Origin of the sequence: Limnohabitans sp. (assembly GCF_044361645.1) — a bacterium.
Taxonomy (GTDB): Bacteria; Pseudomonadota; Gammaproteobacteria; order Burkholderiales; family Burkholderiaceae_C; genus Limnohabitans_A.
In genome coordinates this window covers 1-17,785 of sequence record NZ_JBIKIL010000076.1, presented here as the reverse complement: position 1 = coordinate 17,785, position 17,785 = coordinate 1, and the positions used below count along the sequence as shown (strand labels likewise).

The 17,785-nt window shown below is 58.2% G+C and carries 15 protein-coding genes; 6 read left to right on the top strand and 9 right to left on the bottom strand.

Annotated elements, in window-relative coordinates:
• The 3 genes from aspS to ACIQ39_RS12550 form a co-directional block, all read right to left on the bottom strand.
• The coding region (gene aspS, locus ACIQ39_RS12560) for an aspartate--tRNA ligase (protein WP_396434946.1) at positions 1–1,125 on the bottom strand (1,125 nt) is incomplete at its 3' end.
• A gap of 59 nt (positions 1,126–1,184) precedes the next feature.
• The gene (locus tag ACIQ39_RS12555) at positions 1,185–1,871 is read right to left on the bottom strand and encodes a DUF502 domain-containing protein (protein WP_396434945.1); all 687 of its coding nucleotides are present in this window, start codon (positions 1,869–1,871) and stop codon (positions 1,185–1,187) included.
• A 40-nt stretch (positions 1,872–1,911) separates the two neighbouring features.
• Positions 1,912–2,235, bottom strand: coding sequence for an FmdB family zinc ribbon protein (locus ACIQ39_RS12550; RefSeq protein WP_396434944.1), 324 nt, complete (start codon positions 2,233–2,235; stop codon positions 1,912–1,914).
• A gap of 257 nt (positions 2,236–2,492) precedes the next feature.
• On the opposite strand from ACIQ39_RS12550, the gene ACIQ39_RS12545 reads away from it, so the two are divergent.
• The 4 genes from ACIQ39_RS12545 (at position 2,493) to ACIQ39_RS12530 (ending at position 6,583) form a co-directional block, all read left to right on the top strand.
• A complete protein-coding gene (locus ACIQ39_RS12545; protein WP_396434943.1) occupies positions 2,493–3,638 on the top strand; it encodes an extracellular solute-binding protein in 1,146 nt (381 codons plus the stop codon).
• Between the two features lie 82 nt (positions 3,639–3,720).
• Entirely contained in the window at positions 3,721–4,836 is a 1,116-nt protein-coding gene (locus ACIQ39_RS12540) for an ABC transporter ATP-binding protein (protein WP_396434942.1), read from the top strand.
• Positions 4,833–5,774: an ABC transporter permease gene (locus tag ACIQ39_RS12535; protein ID WP_396434941.1), complete on the top strand. Its 942-nt coding sequence runs from the start codon at positions 4,833–4,835 to the stop codon at positions 5,772–5,774. The genes ACIQ39_RS12540 and ACIQ39_RS12535 overlap by 4 nt, the downstream gene beginning before the upstream one ends.
• Positions 5,771–6,583, top strand: coding sequence for an ABC transporter permease (locus ACIQ39_RS12530; protein ID WP_396434940.1), 813 nt, complete (start codon positions 5,771–5,773; stop codon positions 6,581–6,583). The genes ACIQ39_RS12535 and ACIQ39_RS12530 overlap by 4 nt, the downstream gene beginning before the upstream one ends.
• Before the next feature lie 147 nt (positions 6,584–6,730).
• Here ACIQ39_RS12530 and ubiB read toward each other — a convergent pair whose 3' ends face one another.
• From ubiB to ACIQ39_RS12500, 6 genes are all read right to left on the bottom strand, one after another.
• The gene (gene ubiB, locus ACIQ39_RS12525) at positions 6,731–8,311 is read right to left on the bottom strand and encodes a ubiquinone biosynthesis regulatory protein kinase UbiB (RefSeq protein ID WP_396434939.1); all 1,581 of its coding nucleotides are present in this window, start codon (positions 8,309–8,311) and stop codon (positions 6,731–6,733) included.
• Positions 8,308–8,727, bottom strand: coding sequence for a hypothetical protein (locus tag ACIQ39_RS12520; RefSeq protein WP_396434938.1), 420 nt, complete (start codon positions 8,725–8,727; stop codon positions 8,308–8,310). The genes ubiB and ACIQ39_RS12520 overlap by 4 nt, the downstream gene beginning before the upstream one ends.
• Positions 8,728–8,928: 201 nt before the next feature.
• The gene (locus ACIQ39_RS12515; RefSeq protein WP_396434937.1) at positions 8,929–9,930 is read right to left on the bottom strand and encodes a Tim44 domain-containing protein; all 1,002 of its coding nucleotides are present in this window, start codon (positions 9,928–9,930) and stop codon (positions 8,929–8,931) included.
• Positions 9,931–9,964: 34 nt separating this feature from the next.
• Positions 9,965–10,696: a bifunctional demethylmenaquinone methyltransferase/2-methoxy-6-polyprenyl-1,4-benzoquinol methylase UbiE gene (gene ubiE / locus ACIQ39_RS12510; RefSeq protein WP_396434936.1), complete on the bottom strand. Its 732-nt coding sequence runs from the start codon at positions 10,694–10,696 to the stop codon at positions 9,965–9,967.
• A gap of 10 nt (positions 10,697–10,706) precedes the next feature.
• Positions 10,707–11,126, bottom strand: coding sequence for a gamma-butyrobetaine hydroxylase-like domain-containing protein (locus tag ACIQ39_RS12505; protein ID WP_396434935.1), 420 nt, complete (start codon positions 11,124–11,126; stop codon positions 10,707–10,709).
• Positions 11,127–11,167: 41 nt separating this feature from the next.
• On the bottom strand, positions 11,168–15,046 hold the full coding sequence (locus ACIQ39_RS12500) for a DUF3683 domain-containing protein (protein ID WP_396434934.1): 3,879 nt from the start codon (positions 15,044–15,046) through the stop codon (positions 11,168–11,170).
• A gap of 289 nt (positions 15,047–15,335) precedes the next feature.
• Between ACIQ39_RS12500 and ugpB the strand changes: the two genes are divergently transcribed.
• Both ugpB and ugpA read left to right on the top strand, forming a co-directional pair.
• Entirely contained in the window at positions 15,336–16,646 is a 1,311-nt protein-coding gene (gene ugpB, locus ACIQ39_RS12495) for a sn-glycerol-3-phosphate ABC transporter substrate-binding protein UgpB (protein WP_396434933.1), read from the top strand.
• Positions 16,647–16,743: 97 nt separating this feature from the next.
• Positions 16,744–17,625, top strand: coding sequence for a sn-glycerol-3-phosphate ABC transporter permease UgpA (gene ugpA, locus ACIQ39_RS12490; RefSeq protein WP_396434932.1), 882 nt, complete (start codon positions 16,744–16,746; stop codon positions 17,623–17,625).
• Positions 17,626–17,785 lie beyond the last annotated feature (160 nt).

Genomic DNA, 17,785 nt, shown 5'->3' with positions numbered 1-17,785 from the left:
GATGGGCGACTGCAAACCGTCACGGCCTTTGGACAGGTCGTTGACGCGGATGTAAGCCAGGCCTTTGGCGCCGTAGATCTTGACGAACTCGGTGTAAGCGTCGATCTCACCACGGCTGATGCCACCGCCTTCCACCGAACCACCCGGCACGCGCAGGGCGACCACGCGGCCGCCTTTCATGTTGGCCGCGCCTGAGAACACCTTGAAGTCCACATCGCCCATGACGTCGGTGACTTCGGTGAACTGCAGCTTGACGCGCAAATCGGGCTTGTCAGAGCCGTAGATGTGCATGGCGTCTTGGTAGGTCATGACCGGGAATTCGCCCAAGTCCACACCGATGGTCTTTTGGAACACGCGCTTGATCATGCCCTGGAACATGTCGCGGATCTCTTCTTCGGTGAGGAAGGAGGTTTCGATGTCGATCTGGGTGAATTCGGGCTGGCGGTCGGCGCGCAAGTCTTCGTCGCGAAAGCACTTGGTGATCTGGTAATAACGGTCAAAGCCCGCCACCATCAACAACTGCTTGAAGAGTTGGGGCGACTGGGGCAGGGCAAAGAAATGGCCCTCGTGCACGCGGCTGGGCACCAGATAGTCGCGCGCACCTTCGGGCGTGCTCTTGGTCAGCATGGGGGTTTCGATGTCGACAAAGCCGTTCTCGTCCAAGTACTTGCGCACCTCCATCGCCACCTTGTAGCGCAGCATGAGGTTGTTTTGCATGTAGGGGCGGCGCAGGTCCAGCACGCGGTGCGTCAGCCGTGTTGTCTCCGACAGGTTGTCGTCATCGATTTGGAAAGGCGGTGTGACCGACTCGTTCAACACGATCAACTCGTGGCACAAGACCTCGATCTTGCCGCTCTTCAAGCCGTCGTTGCTGGTGCCCTCGGGGCGCGCGCGCACCTTGCCTTTGATCTGCACGCAGTACTCGTTGCGCACGTCTTCGGCCACCTTGAACATGTCGGGGCGATCCGGGTCGCACACGACTTGCACATTGCCTTCGCGGTCGCGCAGGTCGATGAAGATGACGCCACCGTGGTCACGGCGGCGATTCACCCAGCCGCACAAACTCACGGTTTGACCGATCAGAACGTCGGTCACCAGACCGCAGTAGTGGGAGCGCATGGACATGTTGTAAAACTTTCAGATTGGGCAAGCAAAGTGGGTGAAAAAGAGGCCTCAAGCAAGCCTCAAACAGGCCGAGGTTCGGGCTGGGGCGCAGCCACTGGCACGGTTTGGAGGGCGGGTGCGCGCATTTCGGGCACCACGACCCCCATTGAGATGATGTACTTGAGGGCATCGTCGACGCTCATGTTCAACTCCACCACATCCGCCTTGGGCATCATCAAGAAAAAACCCGAGGTGGGGTTGGGTGTCGTGGGCACGTACACGCTGACCATGGGCTGGTCCATGTGTGTGGCCACCTCACCGCCAGGCGCGCCCGTCAAAAAGGCGATGGTCCAGCAACCTTGGCGCGGGTATTGCACCAGCAAGGCCTTGGAAAAGGCATGACCGCTTCCCGAGAACAAGGTATCGGCCACCTGCTTGACGCTGGTGTAAATGCTGCGCACCACAGGAATGCGGTTCATTAAACCGTGCCATTTGCGCAACCACCATTGGCCAAACATGTTGGCAACAAACACGCCCGTGGCAAAAATCACCAAGGCCACGATGGCCACGCCCAAACCGGGGATGCCGCGCAAATATTCGGCGCTGGCGTGCACACCGGGAATCAAGGTGTCGGCCGCGTGCAGCACCACTAAAAAAATGGCGTCGAGCAAACCCACCAAACCCATGATGACCCACACCGTGATGCCCATGGGCAACCACACCAGCAAGCCAGTGACAAAATACTGTTTGAAGCTGCGGTGTTTCATGTCAGGGCCATGGGCAAATGGAACATATTGACAAAGGTACTCAATGACACGCGCAAGAAGCCGCACAGCTGCTGGCACTGGCCGCAGGGGTGGCAGGGCTGTCACCAGCCGAAGCGGGCGCGGCGGTGGCAGGAGCGGCCACCGCATCGGCAGTGGCAGCAGCTGGCGCAGCAGCAGCGCCTGAGCCTTTGAAGTCGGTGGCGTACCAGCCCGTGCCTTTGAGCTGAAAGCCTGGAGCCGTGAGTTTTTTGCTGAATTTGGGCGCGCCACAGCTTGGGCAATCGGTCAAGGGGGGATCACTCATTTTTTGCAGCACATCTTTGGCATGACCGCAGGCGTCGCACTTGTAAGCGTAAATGGGCATGAGAGGCAACCTGTCTGGAAAAATGGTAACCCTCGATTGTAAATCGAACGCCCGCACGCAACGCGCCTGCGCAGCGCCCATGCCAGCTGCCCAAACCAGGGTCTTGGGTTGCCACAAGCGCGCGCCCTTTCATTGACCTTGGCATGACAAGCTGTGGATCACCCATAAAAGCACCTTCTTATACAATCGCGGCGGGTCAAAACTGCATTGGCCCAGTGCCTGACCTCACGCCAAATCTCTAAGGAGCTTTCACGATCATGAACACACGTTTTGTATTGACCGTTTTGTGCACTCTGGCACTGTCCGCTTGCGGAAAAAAAGAAACGCCAGCCCCTGCACCGGCCCCAGCGACTGCAACAGCCCCCAGCAATGCAGAAGCCAAAGTGCTGAACATCTACAACTGGCCCGATTACATCAGCGAAAACATGGTCAGTGACTTTGAAAAAGAAACTGGCATCCAGGTCAATTACCAGACCTTCGAAAATAACGAGGTGCTGCAAGCCAAATTGATTGCTGGCAACTCTGGCTACGACATCGTGGTTCCAGGCGCAGTGTTTGCCCAATCCCAAATTGAAGCGGGCTTGCTGCAGGCTTTGGACAAGTCAAAAATTCCCAATTTGTCCAACCTCGACAGCGCCATCATGGCCAAACTCGATGCGGTCGACCCCGGCAATGCTCACTTGGTGCCCTGGGCATGGAGCTTCACCACCGTAGGCATCAACAAGACCAAAGTGGCCAAAGCTCTGGGCAACACCCCCATGCCGGACAACGCTTGGGACCTCGTCTTCAACCCCACCTACACCAGCAAACTCAAATCTTGCGGCATTGCCTTTTTGGACTCCCCCACCGAAGTGATGCCACCCGCTCTGCACTACATCGGCAAAAACGCCTATTCGGCCGACACAGCCGATCACAAGGCTGCGGGTGACATGTTGGCTTTGGTGCGCAAAGACATCCGCTTGTTCTCCAGCACTTTGATCGATGACTTGGCCGGGGGCAAAGCTTGCGTGGTGCTGGGCTGGGCTGGCGACATCAACATTGCCCGCAGCCGCGCCATCGAAAACCAAAGTGCTGAAGAAATCGAGGCTTTGGTACCCCAAACCGGGGGCTTGCTGTTTTTTGACAATTTGGCCGTGCCCAAAGATGCCAAGCACCCCAACAACGCCATGGCCTTCATCAACTACTTTTTGAAACCCGAAGTTTCTGCCGCTTTGACCAACGAACTGAGTTACCCCACAGCCAACAAAGCCAGCATCGCTTTTGTTGCCCCTGAAATGGCCCAAAACAAGAGCGTGTTTTTGGACGAAGCCAGTTTGCAACAGGCGGTTTCACCGGCCAGCTTGAGCAATTCAACGCGTGAATCCTTGACTGCGGCCTACACCCGCTTCAAACAAGGCAAGTGAGGTCTGCCCTTGCGGCAAACCCCTGAACTCAGGCTGTGCACCACGCGTGCACAGCCTTTCGTTTTGCCCCGAAAGACACCCCATGACCTCGACTCTGCCTGAACCGCATGGTTTTCTCCGCATCCAAAATCTGACCAAGCGTTTTGACAGCGCTTTGGCTGTAGATGATGTCAGCTTGGACATTGGCAAAGGCGAGATCTTCGCGCTGCTGGGCAGCTCTGGCTGCGGCAAGTCGACTTTGCTGCGCATGCTTGCGGGCTTTGAATCGCCCTCCTCTGGTCAGATATTTTTGGGCGAGCAAGACATCAGCTTGCTGCAGCCCTACGAGCGGCCCATCAACATGATGTTCCAGTCCTACGCTTTGTTCCCCCATTTGTCGGTTTGGGAAAATATTGCCTTTGGTCTGCGCCGCATGGGCATGGACAAAGATGCCATGGCCCAACGGGTGGAGGCCATGTTGGACTTGGTGCAATTGCAAAAGTTCTCGACCCGAAAGCCCCACCAATTGTCTGGCGGTCAACAACAGCGCGTGGCCTTGGCCCGCAGCTTGGCACGTAAACCGCAACTTCTTTTGCTGGACGAACCACTCGGCGCTTTGGACAAAAAACTTCGCGAACAAACCCAGTTCGAATTGGTCAACATCATCGAGTCGATTGGGGTGACCTGCGTCATGGTCACGCACGACCAAGAGGAGGCCATGACCATGGCCTCGCGCATTGCGGTCATGAGCCAAGGCCGGATTTTGCAATTGGGCAGTCCGACCGAAATTTACGAAGCCCCCAATTGCCGGTTTGTTGCAGACTTCATTGGCAACATCAATTTGTTCGATGGCCATTTGTTGCAGGCGGACACGCGGCAGTCCGACATTTTGACGCCACAAGGTCATTTCACACTCGGACACGGTTCGTCGCACCCCCAGGGCATGGCCTTGTCCTTGGCGGTGCGTCCCGAAAAAATCCGCATCGACAAACGCCCCCCCGACGCAGGCTCGGCACGCTCAGCCAACAGCGTCTCGGGCGTGGTCAGCGAGATTGCCTACATGGGCAGTTACAGCACCTACATTGTGAAACTGCCTGACGGCAGTGTGCTCAAAGTCACCCAAACCAACCGCAGCCGAAACCACGAGGACGACATTGTCTGGGGCGACACGGTTCATTGTTTTTGGGACACCCAAGCTGGCGTGCTGTTGACAACATGAGCCCCATTTTTTCTCGCCTCGCCGCACGCTTGCGTCCCGGTCGACGCACCGTCATGGGCATTCCAACCCTTTGGTTGTGGGTGTTTTTTGCCGCGCCTTTTGTGATTTTGTTGCGTTTGAGTGTGACCGACATGGGTGAACAACTCAACCCATTCGCACCCTTGCTGAGCCACACCGAGACCGATGGCTGGCAACTCAACCTCAAGCTGAGCCACTACATCAGTTTGCTGGTCGATCGCGATGGCCGCTGGGGTGACACTTTGTACATTGGCGCTTACTGGCTCTCGCTCAAGTACGCTTTTTGGACGACTGTTTTTTGTTTGTTTCTGGGCTACCCTTTTGCCTATTTTTTAGCGCGGGCTCCGGCCCATGTGCGACCCGTTTTGCTGATGCTGGTGATGCTGCCTTTTTGGACATCATTTTTGCTGCGCGTCTACGCATGGAAAGGCATCTTGGCCGACCAAGGCATCTTGAACAATCTGTTGCTCTGGATGGGGCTGATCCAAGAGCCAATCCCAATGCTTTATACCGACGTCTCGATGCTGGTGGGCATGACCTATGTTTACCTGCCCTTCATGGTGTTGCCGGTGTATGCCACCTTGGTCAAACTCGATCCACGTTTGCTGGAAGCTGCACACGACCTTGGGGCCAGTCCCTGGAAGGCTTTTTGGTTGGTCACAGTGCCTTTGAGCCGTTCGGGTATCTTGGCCGGCTCCATGCTGGTTTTCATTCCCTGTTTGGGTGAGTTTGTGATCCCTTCCTTGCTGGGCGGCGCCGAAAACGTGATGATTGGCCGCGTGGTTTGGGATGAAATGTTCAGCAGCAACAATTGGCCGCGCGCCTCGGCTTTGGCGGTGGTGATGATATTGGGCGTGGTGCTGCCCCTGGCTTGGTACAACGCCAAAGTGGCCCGCCAAGCCGAAAAGGAGCAAGCATGACGCGTTGGCTCCAAACCCATGTGGGCAAGCTTTGGATGGCTTTGGTGTATGGCTTTTTGTTCGCACCCTTGGCTTTTTTGGTGGTTTTTTCCTTCAACAGCACCCGCCAAGACAGCAAATTCACCGGGTTTTCATGGCGCTGGTACGAGGCGCTGGCCAATGACCCAAGGCTGCTCGAAGGCTTTTGGGTGTCATTGAAGGTGGCGTTCATCACCGCATCTTTGTCGGTGGTGCTGGCCACGCTGGCGGCCTATACCTTGGTGCGCTACACCCAGTTTCGCGGTCGCAAGGTTTTCACGGCCATGTTGAATGCCCCCTTGGTCATGCCTGAGGTCATCATTGGTTTATCGCTTTTGCTGCTGTCGGTCAGCGCCCAACGCAGTCTGGGTTGGCCCGACCGTGGTCTGACGACGATTGTGCTGGGACACGTTTTGTTGGGCATGGCCTATGCCACGGTGGTCATTCAATCGCGGCTCAAAGAAATGGACCGGTCGCTGGAAGAGGCGGCGATGGACTTGGGATGCCGTCCGGGTCAAGTGTTTTTTTTGGTGACCTTGCCCAATATTTCCCAGGCTTTGCTCGCGGCATGGCTGCTGACTTTCACACTTTCGTTCGACGATGTGGTGATTTCAGAATTTTTGTCGGGCCCAGGTGTGACCACATTGCCACAGGTGATTTTCAGCTACGCCAGACGGGGCGTGAACCCCTCTGTGTATGCAGCAGCCACCTTGCTGATGCTGGTGGTCACCTTGGCGGTTGTGGCATTCGGTGTTTACTCGGCCCGGCAAGCCCGCAAAAAACGAGCTTGAAGTGCATCAATGGGCTTTGAGGGCTTTGAGGGCTTTGGGGGTTTTGGGGGTTTTGCGGGCCCGTCAAGGGTCTTTTAGGGCTGATTGGATTTCGCACAGCAGCGCACGCTGGCGTCAACCCCAACAGGCCCAGTGCGCGGTTCGCGTTCAGAAACGCCAAGCCAAATGGGTCCAAATTTGAAACAACACCATGGTCACCACAAAACCCAAACCAATGTACAGCAGGCTTTGCAGCATGGCGTTGGTTTTACGCTGCTCCTTGAGCAGTTGCGCCACGTCGAACGCCTCGTTTGCGTGGCGCTGTGGCTTCAAGTAGTCGTGCAGCAAACGCGGCAACTGCGGAAACAATTTGGCGTAGTGCGGGGCTTGCGCCTTGAGCTCCTCCCACAGCTTTTGAGGACCGATTTGCTCCAGCATCCAGGTTTCTAAAAATGGCTTGGCCGTGCTCCAAAGGTCCAACTCGGGGTCCAAGTCGCGCCCCAAGCCTTCGATGTTGAGCAAGGTTTTTTGCAGCAACACCAACTGGGGCTGGATTTCGACCTGGAAACGACGTGAAGTCTGGAACAGGCGCATCAGCACCATGCCCAAGGAAATCTCCTTCAGCGGGCGGTCAAAATAAGGCTCGCAGACTGCGCGAATGGCCGACTCCAGCTCGTCCACCCGGGTCTCCGCTGGGACCCACCCCGACTCGATGTGCAATTCCGCCACGCGCTTGTAATCACGTCGAAAAAAAGCGGTGAAATTTTGCGCCAAATACTCTTTATCGTATTCGGTGAGCGTGCCCACGATGCCAAAGTCCAGTGAAATGTAGCGGCCAAAGGTTTCTGGGGCCAAGCTCACCTGGATGTTGCCGGGGTGCATGTCCGCATGGAAAAAGCCGTCGCGAAAAACTTGTGTGAAAAACAGCGTCACGCCATCGCGCGCCAGTTTGGGAATGTCCACACCCGCGTCGCGCAAGCGGTCCACCTGGCTGATGGGCACGCCATGCATGCGCTCCATGACGATGACCTCGGGGTGGCAAAAATCCCAAATCATCTCGGGGATCAGCACCAGGTTGAGCCCTTGCATGTTGCGCCGCAGTTGGGCGGCATTGGCCGCTTCGCGCACCAGATCCAACTCGTCGTGCAGGTACTTGTCGAACTCGGCCACCACCTCTCGGGGTTTGAGGCGTTTGCCATCGGCGCTCAGGCTTTCAACCCAACCGGCCATCATGCGCATGAGGCTGATGTCTTTGTCGATGACAGGCAACATGCCTGGGCGCAACACCTTGATGGCCACCTCACGGACATCGCCAGATTTGCCCCGCAAGGTGGCAAAGTGCACTTGCGCAATCGAGGCGCTGGCCACAGGTTCGCGCTCAAAAGTTTCGAAAATGTCATCCACTTTGCGGTTGAAGGCGCGCTCGATCGATGCCACCGCGATGGCCGAGCTGAAAGGCGGCACCCGGTCTTGAAGCTTGGCCAGCTCTTCGGCGATATCGGGAGCCAGCAGATCACGGCGGGTGGACAGCACCTGGCCAAACTTCACAAAAATCGGCCCCAAACGCTCCAAAGCTTCACGCAAGCGCACTGCGCGAGGTGAGCGCAAATCACGCCCCACCGACAAGACCCGGGCCAAAACGCGCAGCCAGGGTTTTTGAAAACTCGCCAGCACCAATTCGTCTAAGCCGTAGCGCAAGACGATGAAAACAATGAATGCACCGCGCCCATAACGGCTCCAGCGCATCATGTCCCGCCACCTGTGCGCAACTCGGTGCTGGATCGCTTGGCCACAAAGGCGCGCAGGGTGTTGGTGGCGTGCCGAGCGACTTGTGCCAAGGTGTGGGCCGCGGCATCGCCCATCAGGCGGGCCAGATCTTCCTCGGCATCCCAGCGCACATGGTCGATCAACCAGTTGATCTCAGCCGCCAATTGCACATCACCTTCAATGCGCACCTTGGGCTTGTCGCCACGGGCCAGCGCCGCGGCCAAGGCGAGCGGGGTTTCTTCGGTCACTGTCAAGCGCAAGTCAAAGCCGTCCAAGCGGCAGCGCTCCAAAAGGCCCGCAGGGGTGGGTGTCAGTTGCAGCTGAATGCGCCCCCAGACCAAGTCGATGCGCTGTCCCTTTTGGCGAGCCAAACGCGTCATGGCTTCGGGTTCGCTCATCAGCACATGGTTGAGGAACAAAACCAACCGGTTAACGCTCTCATCGAGCACCCACGCTGGAGGCTGAAAAGTGGCTGAAAACTGCTGGGTCAGTTGAGCCGCAAGGTCGGGTAGCGCCTGCGCGGCCCATGAAAAAGGGGACTGTGTTGCCATAGTCCCCGATTATTCACGAAAGTGCGGGCCCACCCGGGGGCCCGGGCATTATTGCAAGGCTTGCACGCCTGCCACCAACCAGCCGCCGCCTTGTTTGGATTTGGTCATGTTCCAGACTTCACGGAATGGGCTTGGGCCTGAGGCTGCATCTTCGCGGATCATGCCGTTGAACTCGACACTGGCCATGTAAGCGTCGGCCTGCTCTTCAATGCCCAACAATTGGGCGTCCAGCATGACCACCTCGGTTTTGTTGGGCTGGCCGGGAAACTGCGCTTCGCGCTCAGACAGTTGGTTGCGAATTTCGAGCACCATGGCATCGGTCATCATGGCGCGAAGTGCGCTGATGTCTGAGCGGTCCCAGGCGTCTTGCAGCGTCACAAAATTGCGCTTGGCTGCGGTGATGAAGCTGTCGACATCGAAACCGGCTGGAACACCCCAGCTTTGCGAACCACTCAAACCAGATCCGATGCCCGAACCGATCATGGAGCCCGACGACTGCGCGGCGGCAGAGGAATCAAAACGGCTGTTTGGTGCCTCCCAAGGTCGGGCCGAAGCGTCGTTGCCAACGTTATTGGGGCTGTACTGCCTGAATGTGGCCGGGTTTTCTGCCGAGGCACCCGCACCCTGCATCGCCAGACCGCCCACCGCAGAGGATGAACCATTGCGCCGGGCACGCATGACCATACCAATGATGAAAACAACAGCGGCACCTATCAGCAGCATCATCAAAATGTTGCCAAAGGCTTCACCCAAGCCCAGAGAGCTGGCCAACCAAGCCAAACCCAAACCAGCGGCCAAACCGCCCAACATGGCACCCCATGGCTTCCTGGCAGCGGCTGCCGCAGGCGCAGCACCTGGCTTGGCTGCATTGGCCGGCGCGGCATTTTGTGCTGGCGCAGCAGGGGTTTGCGGTGCAGCATCTCGTTTGGTGACTTGGTTGGACTGCTGGCCAAATGACTTGCCGCCGCCCATGCGGCGAGCAGCTTCAGCATTCAGACTGCCCAGCGTCATCACGCCTGCAATCATCAGGGTCATCAACTTGTTGTTCATGGTGTCTCCAACTCGGAAAATCAATGTTCGGATATCAACATTTGATACCCATGTGCAAGGCTACCACCCCAGCCGACAAATTGTGAAAATCCACATGCCCAAATCCGGCACTTTTCATAAGGGTTTTCAGGTCTTCTTGCCCGGGGTGCATGCGGATGGATTCGGCCAAGTAACGGTAGCTGTCGGCGTCACCCGCCACCAATTTGCCCAACTGGGGCAAGACTTTGAAGCTGTACCAGTCGTAGGCTTTTTCCAAGGGCTTGGCTACTTTGGAAAACTCCAGTACCAACAATTTGCCACCGGGCTTGAGGACACGGCACATTTCTTTCAAGGCCACGTCTTTGTGCGTCATGTTGCGCAAGCCAAAAGCCACACTGACCAGGTTGAAGTGGTCATCGGGAAAAGGCAGTTGCTCGGCATCGCACACCAAGGTGGGCAAGGCCAAGCCTTGGTCCAGCAGGCGGTTGCGCCCGGTGGACAGCATGGCTTCGTTGATGTCGGTGTGCACCACGCGGCCTGTGGGCCCCACTTTTTGGGCAAAGGCCATGGACAAGTCGCCTGTGCCGCCCGCGATGTCCAGCACCTGATCGCCCGGCTTGAGCTTGGCCACTTGTGTGGTGTAAGCCTTCCACACGCGGTGCAGGCCCATGGACATGAGGTCGTTCATCACGTCGTATTTGGCCGCGACCGAGTCGAACACGCCACGCACATGCTGGGCTTTGTCGCGTTCGTCGACGGTTTTGAAACCAAAGTGGGTGCTGCTCATGCCAAGGTCCTCAATGCTTGTGACCGCAGCTGCCGCCCGCTGCGGCTTCGACCATGCTGGCGTCGCGGCTCATGCCTGCGGCTTGCAATCGGTCTTCGTACTGCTTCCAAAGAGCGGCTTCCTGGTCGCCCAGAAAGTACAGGTATTCCCAGGTGAACAAGCCCGACTCGTGCCCGTCGGTGAAGGTGGGCTTGACCGCGTAGTTGCCCACAGGCTCGATCTCGGCAATGCCCACTTCGCGCTTGCCGGTTTGCAGCACTTCTTGGCCCGGGCCGTGGCCTTGCACTTCGGCCGAAGGCGAGTACACGCGCATCAGCTCGAAGGGGATGCGGAACTGCGCCCCGTCAGAAAACCCGATTTCCAGCACCCGGGTCTGACCGTGCAGGGTCAGCGACTCGGGGTGGGGCATGTCTTTTTTCAATCCGGCCATCGTTTGCTTTCGAAGTTTTGCTGTCGGTTTGCGCGCTGGGCTTACACCAGCACGCGCTCGATGCCGCCTGCATTGGCGGCGCTGACGTACTCGGGCATCCACTGCTCGCCCAGAATGTGCTTGGCCATCTCGACCACAATGTAGTCGGCTTCGAGCAGGCCGTTTTTCATGTCGTCGCCAAAGCGCGACAAGCCTTGCAGGCAGCTGGGGCAGCTGGTCAAGATTTTCACATTGGCCTCTGGGGCCAGGGCACCGCTGTCGCGCAGCGCCGCCTCGCCTTTGAGCAGCTCTTCTTCTTTGCGAAAGCGCACCTGCGTCGAGATGTCCGGGCGCGTCACGCCCAAGGTGCCCGACTCGCCACAACAACGCTTGCTCTCGATCACGTTGTCGCCCAGCAGGGCTTTGACGGTCTTCATGGGCTCTTGCAACTTCATGGGCGTGTGGCAAGGGTCGTGGTACAGGTAAGCGCCACCGGCGTCCAGCTTCATGCCTTTTTCCAGCAAAAACTCGTGGATGTCGATGATGCGGCAGCCGGGGAAAATCTTGTCGAACTCATAGCCCTGCAACTGGTCATAACACGTGCCGCAGCTCACCACCACGGTCTTGATGTCCAGGTAATTGAGCGTGTTGGCCACCCGGTGGAACAGCACCCGGTTGTCGGTGATGATCTTCTCGGCCTTGTCAAACTGACCTGAGCCCTTTTGCGGATAACCACAGCACAGGTAGCCCGGTGGCAAAACGGTTTGCACCCCCACATGCCAGAGCATGGCCTGCGTGGCCAAGCCCACTTGGCTGAACAAGCGCTCGGAGCCACAACCGGGGAAATAAAACACCGCCTCGGTCTCGGCATTGGTGGTCTTGGGGTTGCGGATGATGGGCACGTAGTCGTTGTCTTCAATGTCCAGCAAAGCGCGCGCGGTTTTCTTGGGCAGATTGCCGGGCATCTTCTTGTTGATGAAGTGGATCACCTGCTCCTTGATGGGCGCGGTGCCCACCGAAGCGGGCGGTGCACTGGTTTGTTTGCGCGCCACACCCTTGAGCAAACCGGCCACAAAGCGCTGCACATTCATGCCCACGCCCACCATGGCCATGCGCGCCAGCTTGATGGTTTCGGGGTTGGTCGCGTTCAACATGAACATGGCCGCCGCGTTGCCGGGTCGAAAGCTTTTTTGCCCCATCTTGCGCAGCAGGTTGCGCATGTTCATGGACACCTCGCCAAAGTCGATGTCCACCGGGCACGGCGACAGGCATTTGTGGCACACGGTGCAGTGATCGGCCACGTCCTCAAACTCTTGCCAATGCTTGATGGAAATGCCTCGCCGCGTCTGCTCTTCGTACAAGAAAGCCTCGACCAGCAAGGAGGTGGCCAAGATTTTGTTGCGCGGGCTGTACAACAAGTTGGCGCGCGGCACATGCGTGGCACACACCGGTTTGCACTTGCCGCAGCGCAGGCAGTCTTTGACGCTGGCCGCGATGGCACCAATGTCCGACTGCTGCATGATCAGCGACTCGTGGCCCATCAGGCCAAAACTGGGCGTGTAGGCGTGCGTCAAATCGGCGGCGTGCACGTCGTCGCCCAAGCCGGTGAGGGCCGCGCCACGCAGCAGCTTGCCTTTGTTGAAGCGCCCCTCAGGGTCCACCTTGGCCTTGTAGGCGGTGAAGTTGGCCAACTCGGCGTCGGTCAAAAACTCCAGCTTGGTGATGCCAATGCCGTGCTCGCCCGAGATCACGCCGTCCAAGCTGCGCGCCAGCACCATGATGCGGGCCACCGCTTCATGGGCGGTTTGCAGCATCTCGTAGTTGTCGGAGTTGACGGGGATGTTGGTGTGCACATTGCCGTCACCCGCGTGCATGTGCAGCGCCACCCACACGCGGCCCTTGAGCACGCGCTGGTGAATGGCCGTGACCTCGGTCAGGATCGGCAAAAAGGCCGAGCCCGAAAAGATGTTTTGGAAAGCCGGGCGGATTTGCGTCTTCCAGCTGGCGCGCAAAGTGTGTTCTTGCAGCTGAGGGAACAAGTTGTCCACATCGGTCAACCAGCCTTGCCACTGCGCCCGCACCTCGCGCACCACGGCCAGGGCTTGCGCCACGCGGTCTTCCAGCAACTCGGCCGACGGGATGTCGCTGGCCTCGTCTTGCTTGCCCAAGGGCAGGTTGCCTCGCTCCAAAAAGGCTTCGATTTCACGGCACAGATTGAGCTTGTTGCGCAGGCTCAGCTCAATGTTGATGCGCTCGATGCCGTCGGTGTACTCGGCCATGCGCGGCAACGGGATCACCACGTCTTCATTGACCTTGAAGGCGTTGGTGTGGCGCGAAATGGCGGCGGTCTTTTTGCGGTCGTGCCAGAACTTTTTGCGTGCCTCCGGGCTGATGGCCACAAAACCTTCGCCGCTGCGCGAGTTGGCAATGCGCACGATCTCACTGGTGGCCTTGGCCACATCGTCGGGGTTGTCGCCTGCGATGTCTCCGATCAGCACCATCTTGGGGAAGCCCCCGCGCTTGGATTTGGTGGAGTAACCCACTGCCCGTAAATAGCGGTCGTCCAAATGCTCCAGGCCCGCCATCACGGTGCCGCTGCGCTTTTGCTCGGCAAACATGAAGTCTTTGATCTCGACAATGCTGGGCACGGCCTCTCGGGCGTGGCCAAAAAACTCCATGCACACGGTGCGCACATGCGTGGGCATGCGGTGCAGCACCCAACGGGCGCTGGTGATCAGGCCGTCGCAGCCTTCTTTTTGCACACCCGGCAGACCGCTCAAAAACTTGTCGGTCACGTCCTTGCCCAAGCCTTCCTTGCGGAAAGTCTTGCCCGGAATCACCAAGGTTTCGGTGCGGATCGGGGTTTTGCCGTCGGCCTTGAAGTAACGCAACTCAAAAGTGGCGACTTCGGCATCGTGGATCTTGCCCATGTTGTGGTCCATGCGCACCACATCCAGCCACTCGGCGTCGGGCGTGACCATGCGCCAGCTGGCCAAGTTGTCGAGCGCCGTGCCCCACAGCACCGCCTTTTTGCCACCCGCGTTCATGGCGATGTTGCCGCCAATGCAACTGGCCTCGGCCGAGGTCGGGTCGACCGCGAACACAAAACCGCCGCGCTCGGCCGCATCGGCCACACGCTGGGTCACCACACCGGCTTCGGTGTAGATGGTGGGAATCGGGTGCGCGATGCCTGGCAAGTCGACCATCTCGACCTCGGTCATGGCTTCGAGCTTTTCGGTGTTGATGACCGCGCTCTTCCAGGTCAAGGGAATGGCACCGCCGGTGTAGCCCGTGCCGCCGCCCCGTGGCACGATGGTCAGGCCCAGATCGATGCAGCCCTTGACCAGTCCGGCCATCTCGGTCTCGGTGTCGGGGGTCAGCACCACAAAGGGGTATTCCACGCGCCAATCGGTCGCATCGGTCACGTGGCTGACGCGCGACAGGCCGTCAAACTTGATGTTGTCCTTGGCCGTGAGGCGCCCCAAGCTCTTTTGCACCTGGCTGCGCAGCTTGGCCATGCGGGTGAAGCGTTCGTTGAACTGAACTACCGCTTGACTGGCCAACACCAACAACTGGCCGACCAAAGCGTCTCGGCCGGCATCCAAGCTGGGGGTCCGGCGCTTTTGCACCTCGCCTAAGCGGTGCTGCAGGGCTTCGACCAGCAATTTGCGGCGGCTGGGGTTGTCCAGCAAGTCGTCTTGCAGGTAAGGGTTGCGCTCAACCACCCAAATATCGCCGAGCACCTCGTACAACATGCGGGCCGAACGGCCTGTTCGGCGCTCGCCACGCAATTCGTTGAGCAAATCCCATGCCGACTCGCCCAACAAACGCAGCACGATCTCGCGGTCTGAAAAGCTGGTGTAGTTGTATGGAATCTCGCGCAAACGCGGCGCATCGGCGTCGGCTTGCATCAAATGTTGGAGCGTGGTGGGTGCATTCATGGGTGTGGTGCAGTCAAAAACGTCGCTGATGACGCTGTCAGCCAGACCCGAAACAAGTGTCAAACCGGCTGAGAAGGGATGTTACCGCAGTGCAGCAAACACGCGCAGAGGGTGGGGGCACCGCACAGGCGCATGGCTTGAGGGCCGCTGCACTCATGGAAAGTCCGGGTTGTCACAATTCATTCATGAGGTTTAAATAAAAAAGTCATCTTCTGAACGCATATTCACCAAGTCAAGATGTCCTTGTTTGGTTTCTTTTCAACACTCTGTCACTCTTTTAGGGAACTTTATGAAACGCCAACTGCAACTCACCCTCTCTGCCTTGACCTTGGGCCTGGCCAGCGTGTCAGCCCAGGCTCAAACCGAAGTCCAGTGGTGGCACTCCATGGGCGGCGCCTTGGGTGAATGGGTCAACGACTTGGCCAAAGACTTCAACAACAGCCAAAAAGACTACAAAATTGTGCCCACCTTCAAGGGCAGCTACGACGAATCGATGACGGCGGCCATTGCCGCATTTCGCTCGGGCAATGCCCCGCACATCCTGCAGGTGTTCGAAGTGGGCACCGCCACCATGATGGCCAGCAAGGGCGCCATCGTGCCCGTGGGCGAGGTCATGAAAAAAGCTGGGGTCACCTTTGACGCCAACGCCTACGTGCCTGCCGTGGCCGGTTATTACACCGCCCCCAATGGGCAGATGCTGAGCTTCCCGTTCAACAGCTCGACCACCGTTTTCCATTACAACAAGGACGCCTTCAAGGCCGCTGGCCTGGACCCCGAAAAGCCACCAAAAACCTGGCCCGAAGTGGCGCTGGCCGCTGGCAAGCTCAAGGCCTCGGGCCACAAGTGCCCCTTCACCACCAGCTGGGTGAGCTGGACCCAGCTCGAAAGTTTCTCGGCCTGGCACAACACCGAATTCGCCACCAAGGGCAACGGCATGCGCGGCATCGACGCCCGCTTGAACTTCAACAGCCCCTTGCACGTGCGCCACATCGATAACTTGGCCAACATGGCCAAAACCGGCTTGTTCGTTTACAAAGGTCGGGGCAGCGCGGCCGATGCAGTCTTTGTGGCAGGTGAATGCGCCATGATGACCGGGTCGTCTGCGCTGTACGGCAACATCAAGCGCAACGCCAAGTTCGCCAGCGGCATCAGCACCTTGCCTTACTACCCCGATGTGGCGGGTTCACCGCAAAACACCGTGATCGGTGGTGCCAGCCTGTGGGTGATGTCAGGCAAGAAGGACAACGAATACAAGGGCGTGGCCCAGTTCTTTGCCCACCTGTCCAAAGCCGAAGAAGCGGCCAAGAGCCACCAGCGCACCGGCTACCTGCCGCTGACCAAGGCGTCGTATGAGATGACCGAGAAATCGGGCTTTTACAAGCAAAACCCCGGCACCGACGTGTCCGTGGATCAAATGATCCGCAAGACTACCGAGAAGTCACGCGGCATCCGCTTGGGCAACTTCGTGCAGATCCGCACCATCAACGACGAAGAGCTCGAACAGGTCTGGGCGGGTAAAAAAGACCCCAAAGAAGCGCTGGACGCTGCGGTCAAACGTGGCAACGAGCAGCTCGAGCGCTTCCAAAAAGCCAACAAGTAAACCTGTGCTGGGCCGCTTGCTGCCCAGCCTGTGTCTTGAAAGCAGGGCCCTTGGGTCCCTGCTTTTCAGTTTTTTAGCTTGTCTGAACTGAGCCCCCATGGAAAAACGCGTTCGATTTCAGTCCCGATGGTTGCCCTGGCTGCTCATAGCACCGCAAATGGCCATTGTGCTGGTGTTCTTTTTCTGGCCCGCTGGACAGGCCTTGTACCAAAGCGTGCTGTCACAAGACGCTTTTGGCACCAGCACCGAATTTGTCGGCATGGAGAACTTTGAGCGCCTGTTTGCCGACAGCACCTACCTCGAATCCTTCAAAACCACGGCTGTTTTTTCTTTGCTGGTGGCCGTTTCCGGCCTGGTCATCTCGCTCTTGTTGGCCGTCATGGCCGACCGTGTGCTCAAAGGCGCGGCCATCTACAAAACCTTGCTCATTTGGCCTTACGCAGTCGCCCCAGTGGTGGCGGGCGTGCTGTGGCTGTTCATGTTTGCCTCGCCCATGGGCGTCATCGCTTTTTACCTGCGCTCTGTGGGCATCGAGTGGAACCACTTGCTCGATTCGGGCCACGCCATGACCCTGATCGTGGTGGCTGCCGTGTGGAAGCAAATCTCCTACAACTTCTTGTTCTTTTTGGCCGGGCTGCAGTCCATCCCCAAATCCCTGCTGGAGGCCGCCGCCATCGATGGGGCCAGCCCCTGGCACCGCTTTTGGACCATTGTGTTTCCCTTGCTTTCACCCACCACGTTTTTCCTCTTGGTGATCAACGTGGTTTATGCCTTTTTTGACACCTTCGGCATCATCGACGCCACCACCCAAGGCGGCCCGGGCAAAGACACCGCCATCTTGGTCTACAAGGTCTATTACGACGGCTTCAAGGCGCTGGACATGGGCGGCTCGGCCGCGCAGTCGGTGATTTTGATGCTGATCGTGGTGGCGCTGACGGTGGTGCAGTTCCGTTTTGTCGAGAAAAAAGTCCAGTACTGAGTCCGCCCCCATGATTGAAAAACGACCCGGCCTCACGGTCCTGTCTCACCTGGTGCTGATCCTGGGGGTGGTGATCGTGGCCTTCCCGCTGTACCTGACTTTTGTGGCCTCGACCCAAAGCGCCACCGAGATCGCCCAATCGGTGCCCATGTCCATGTGG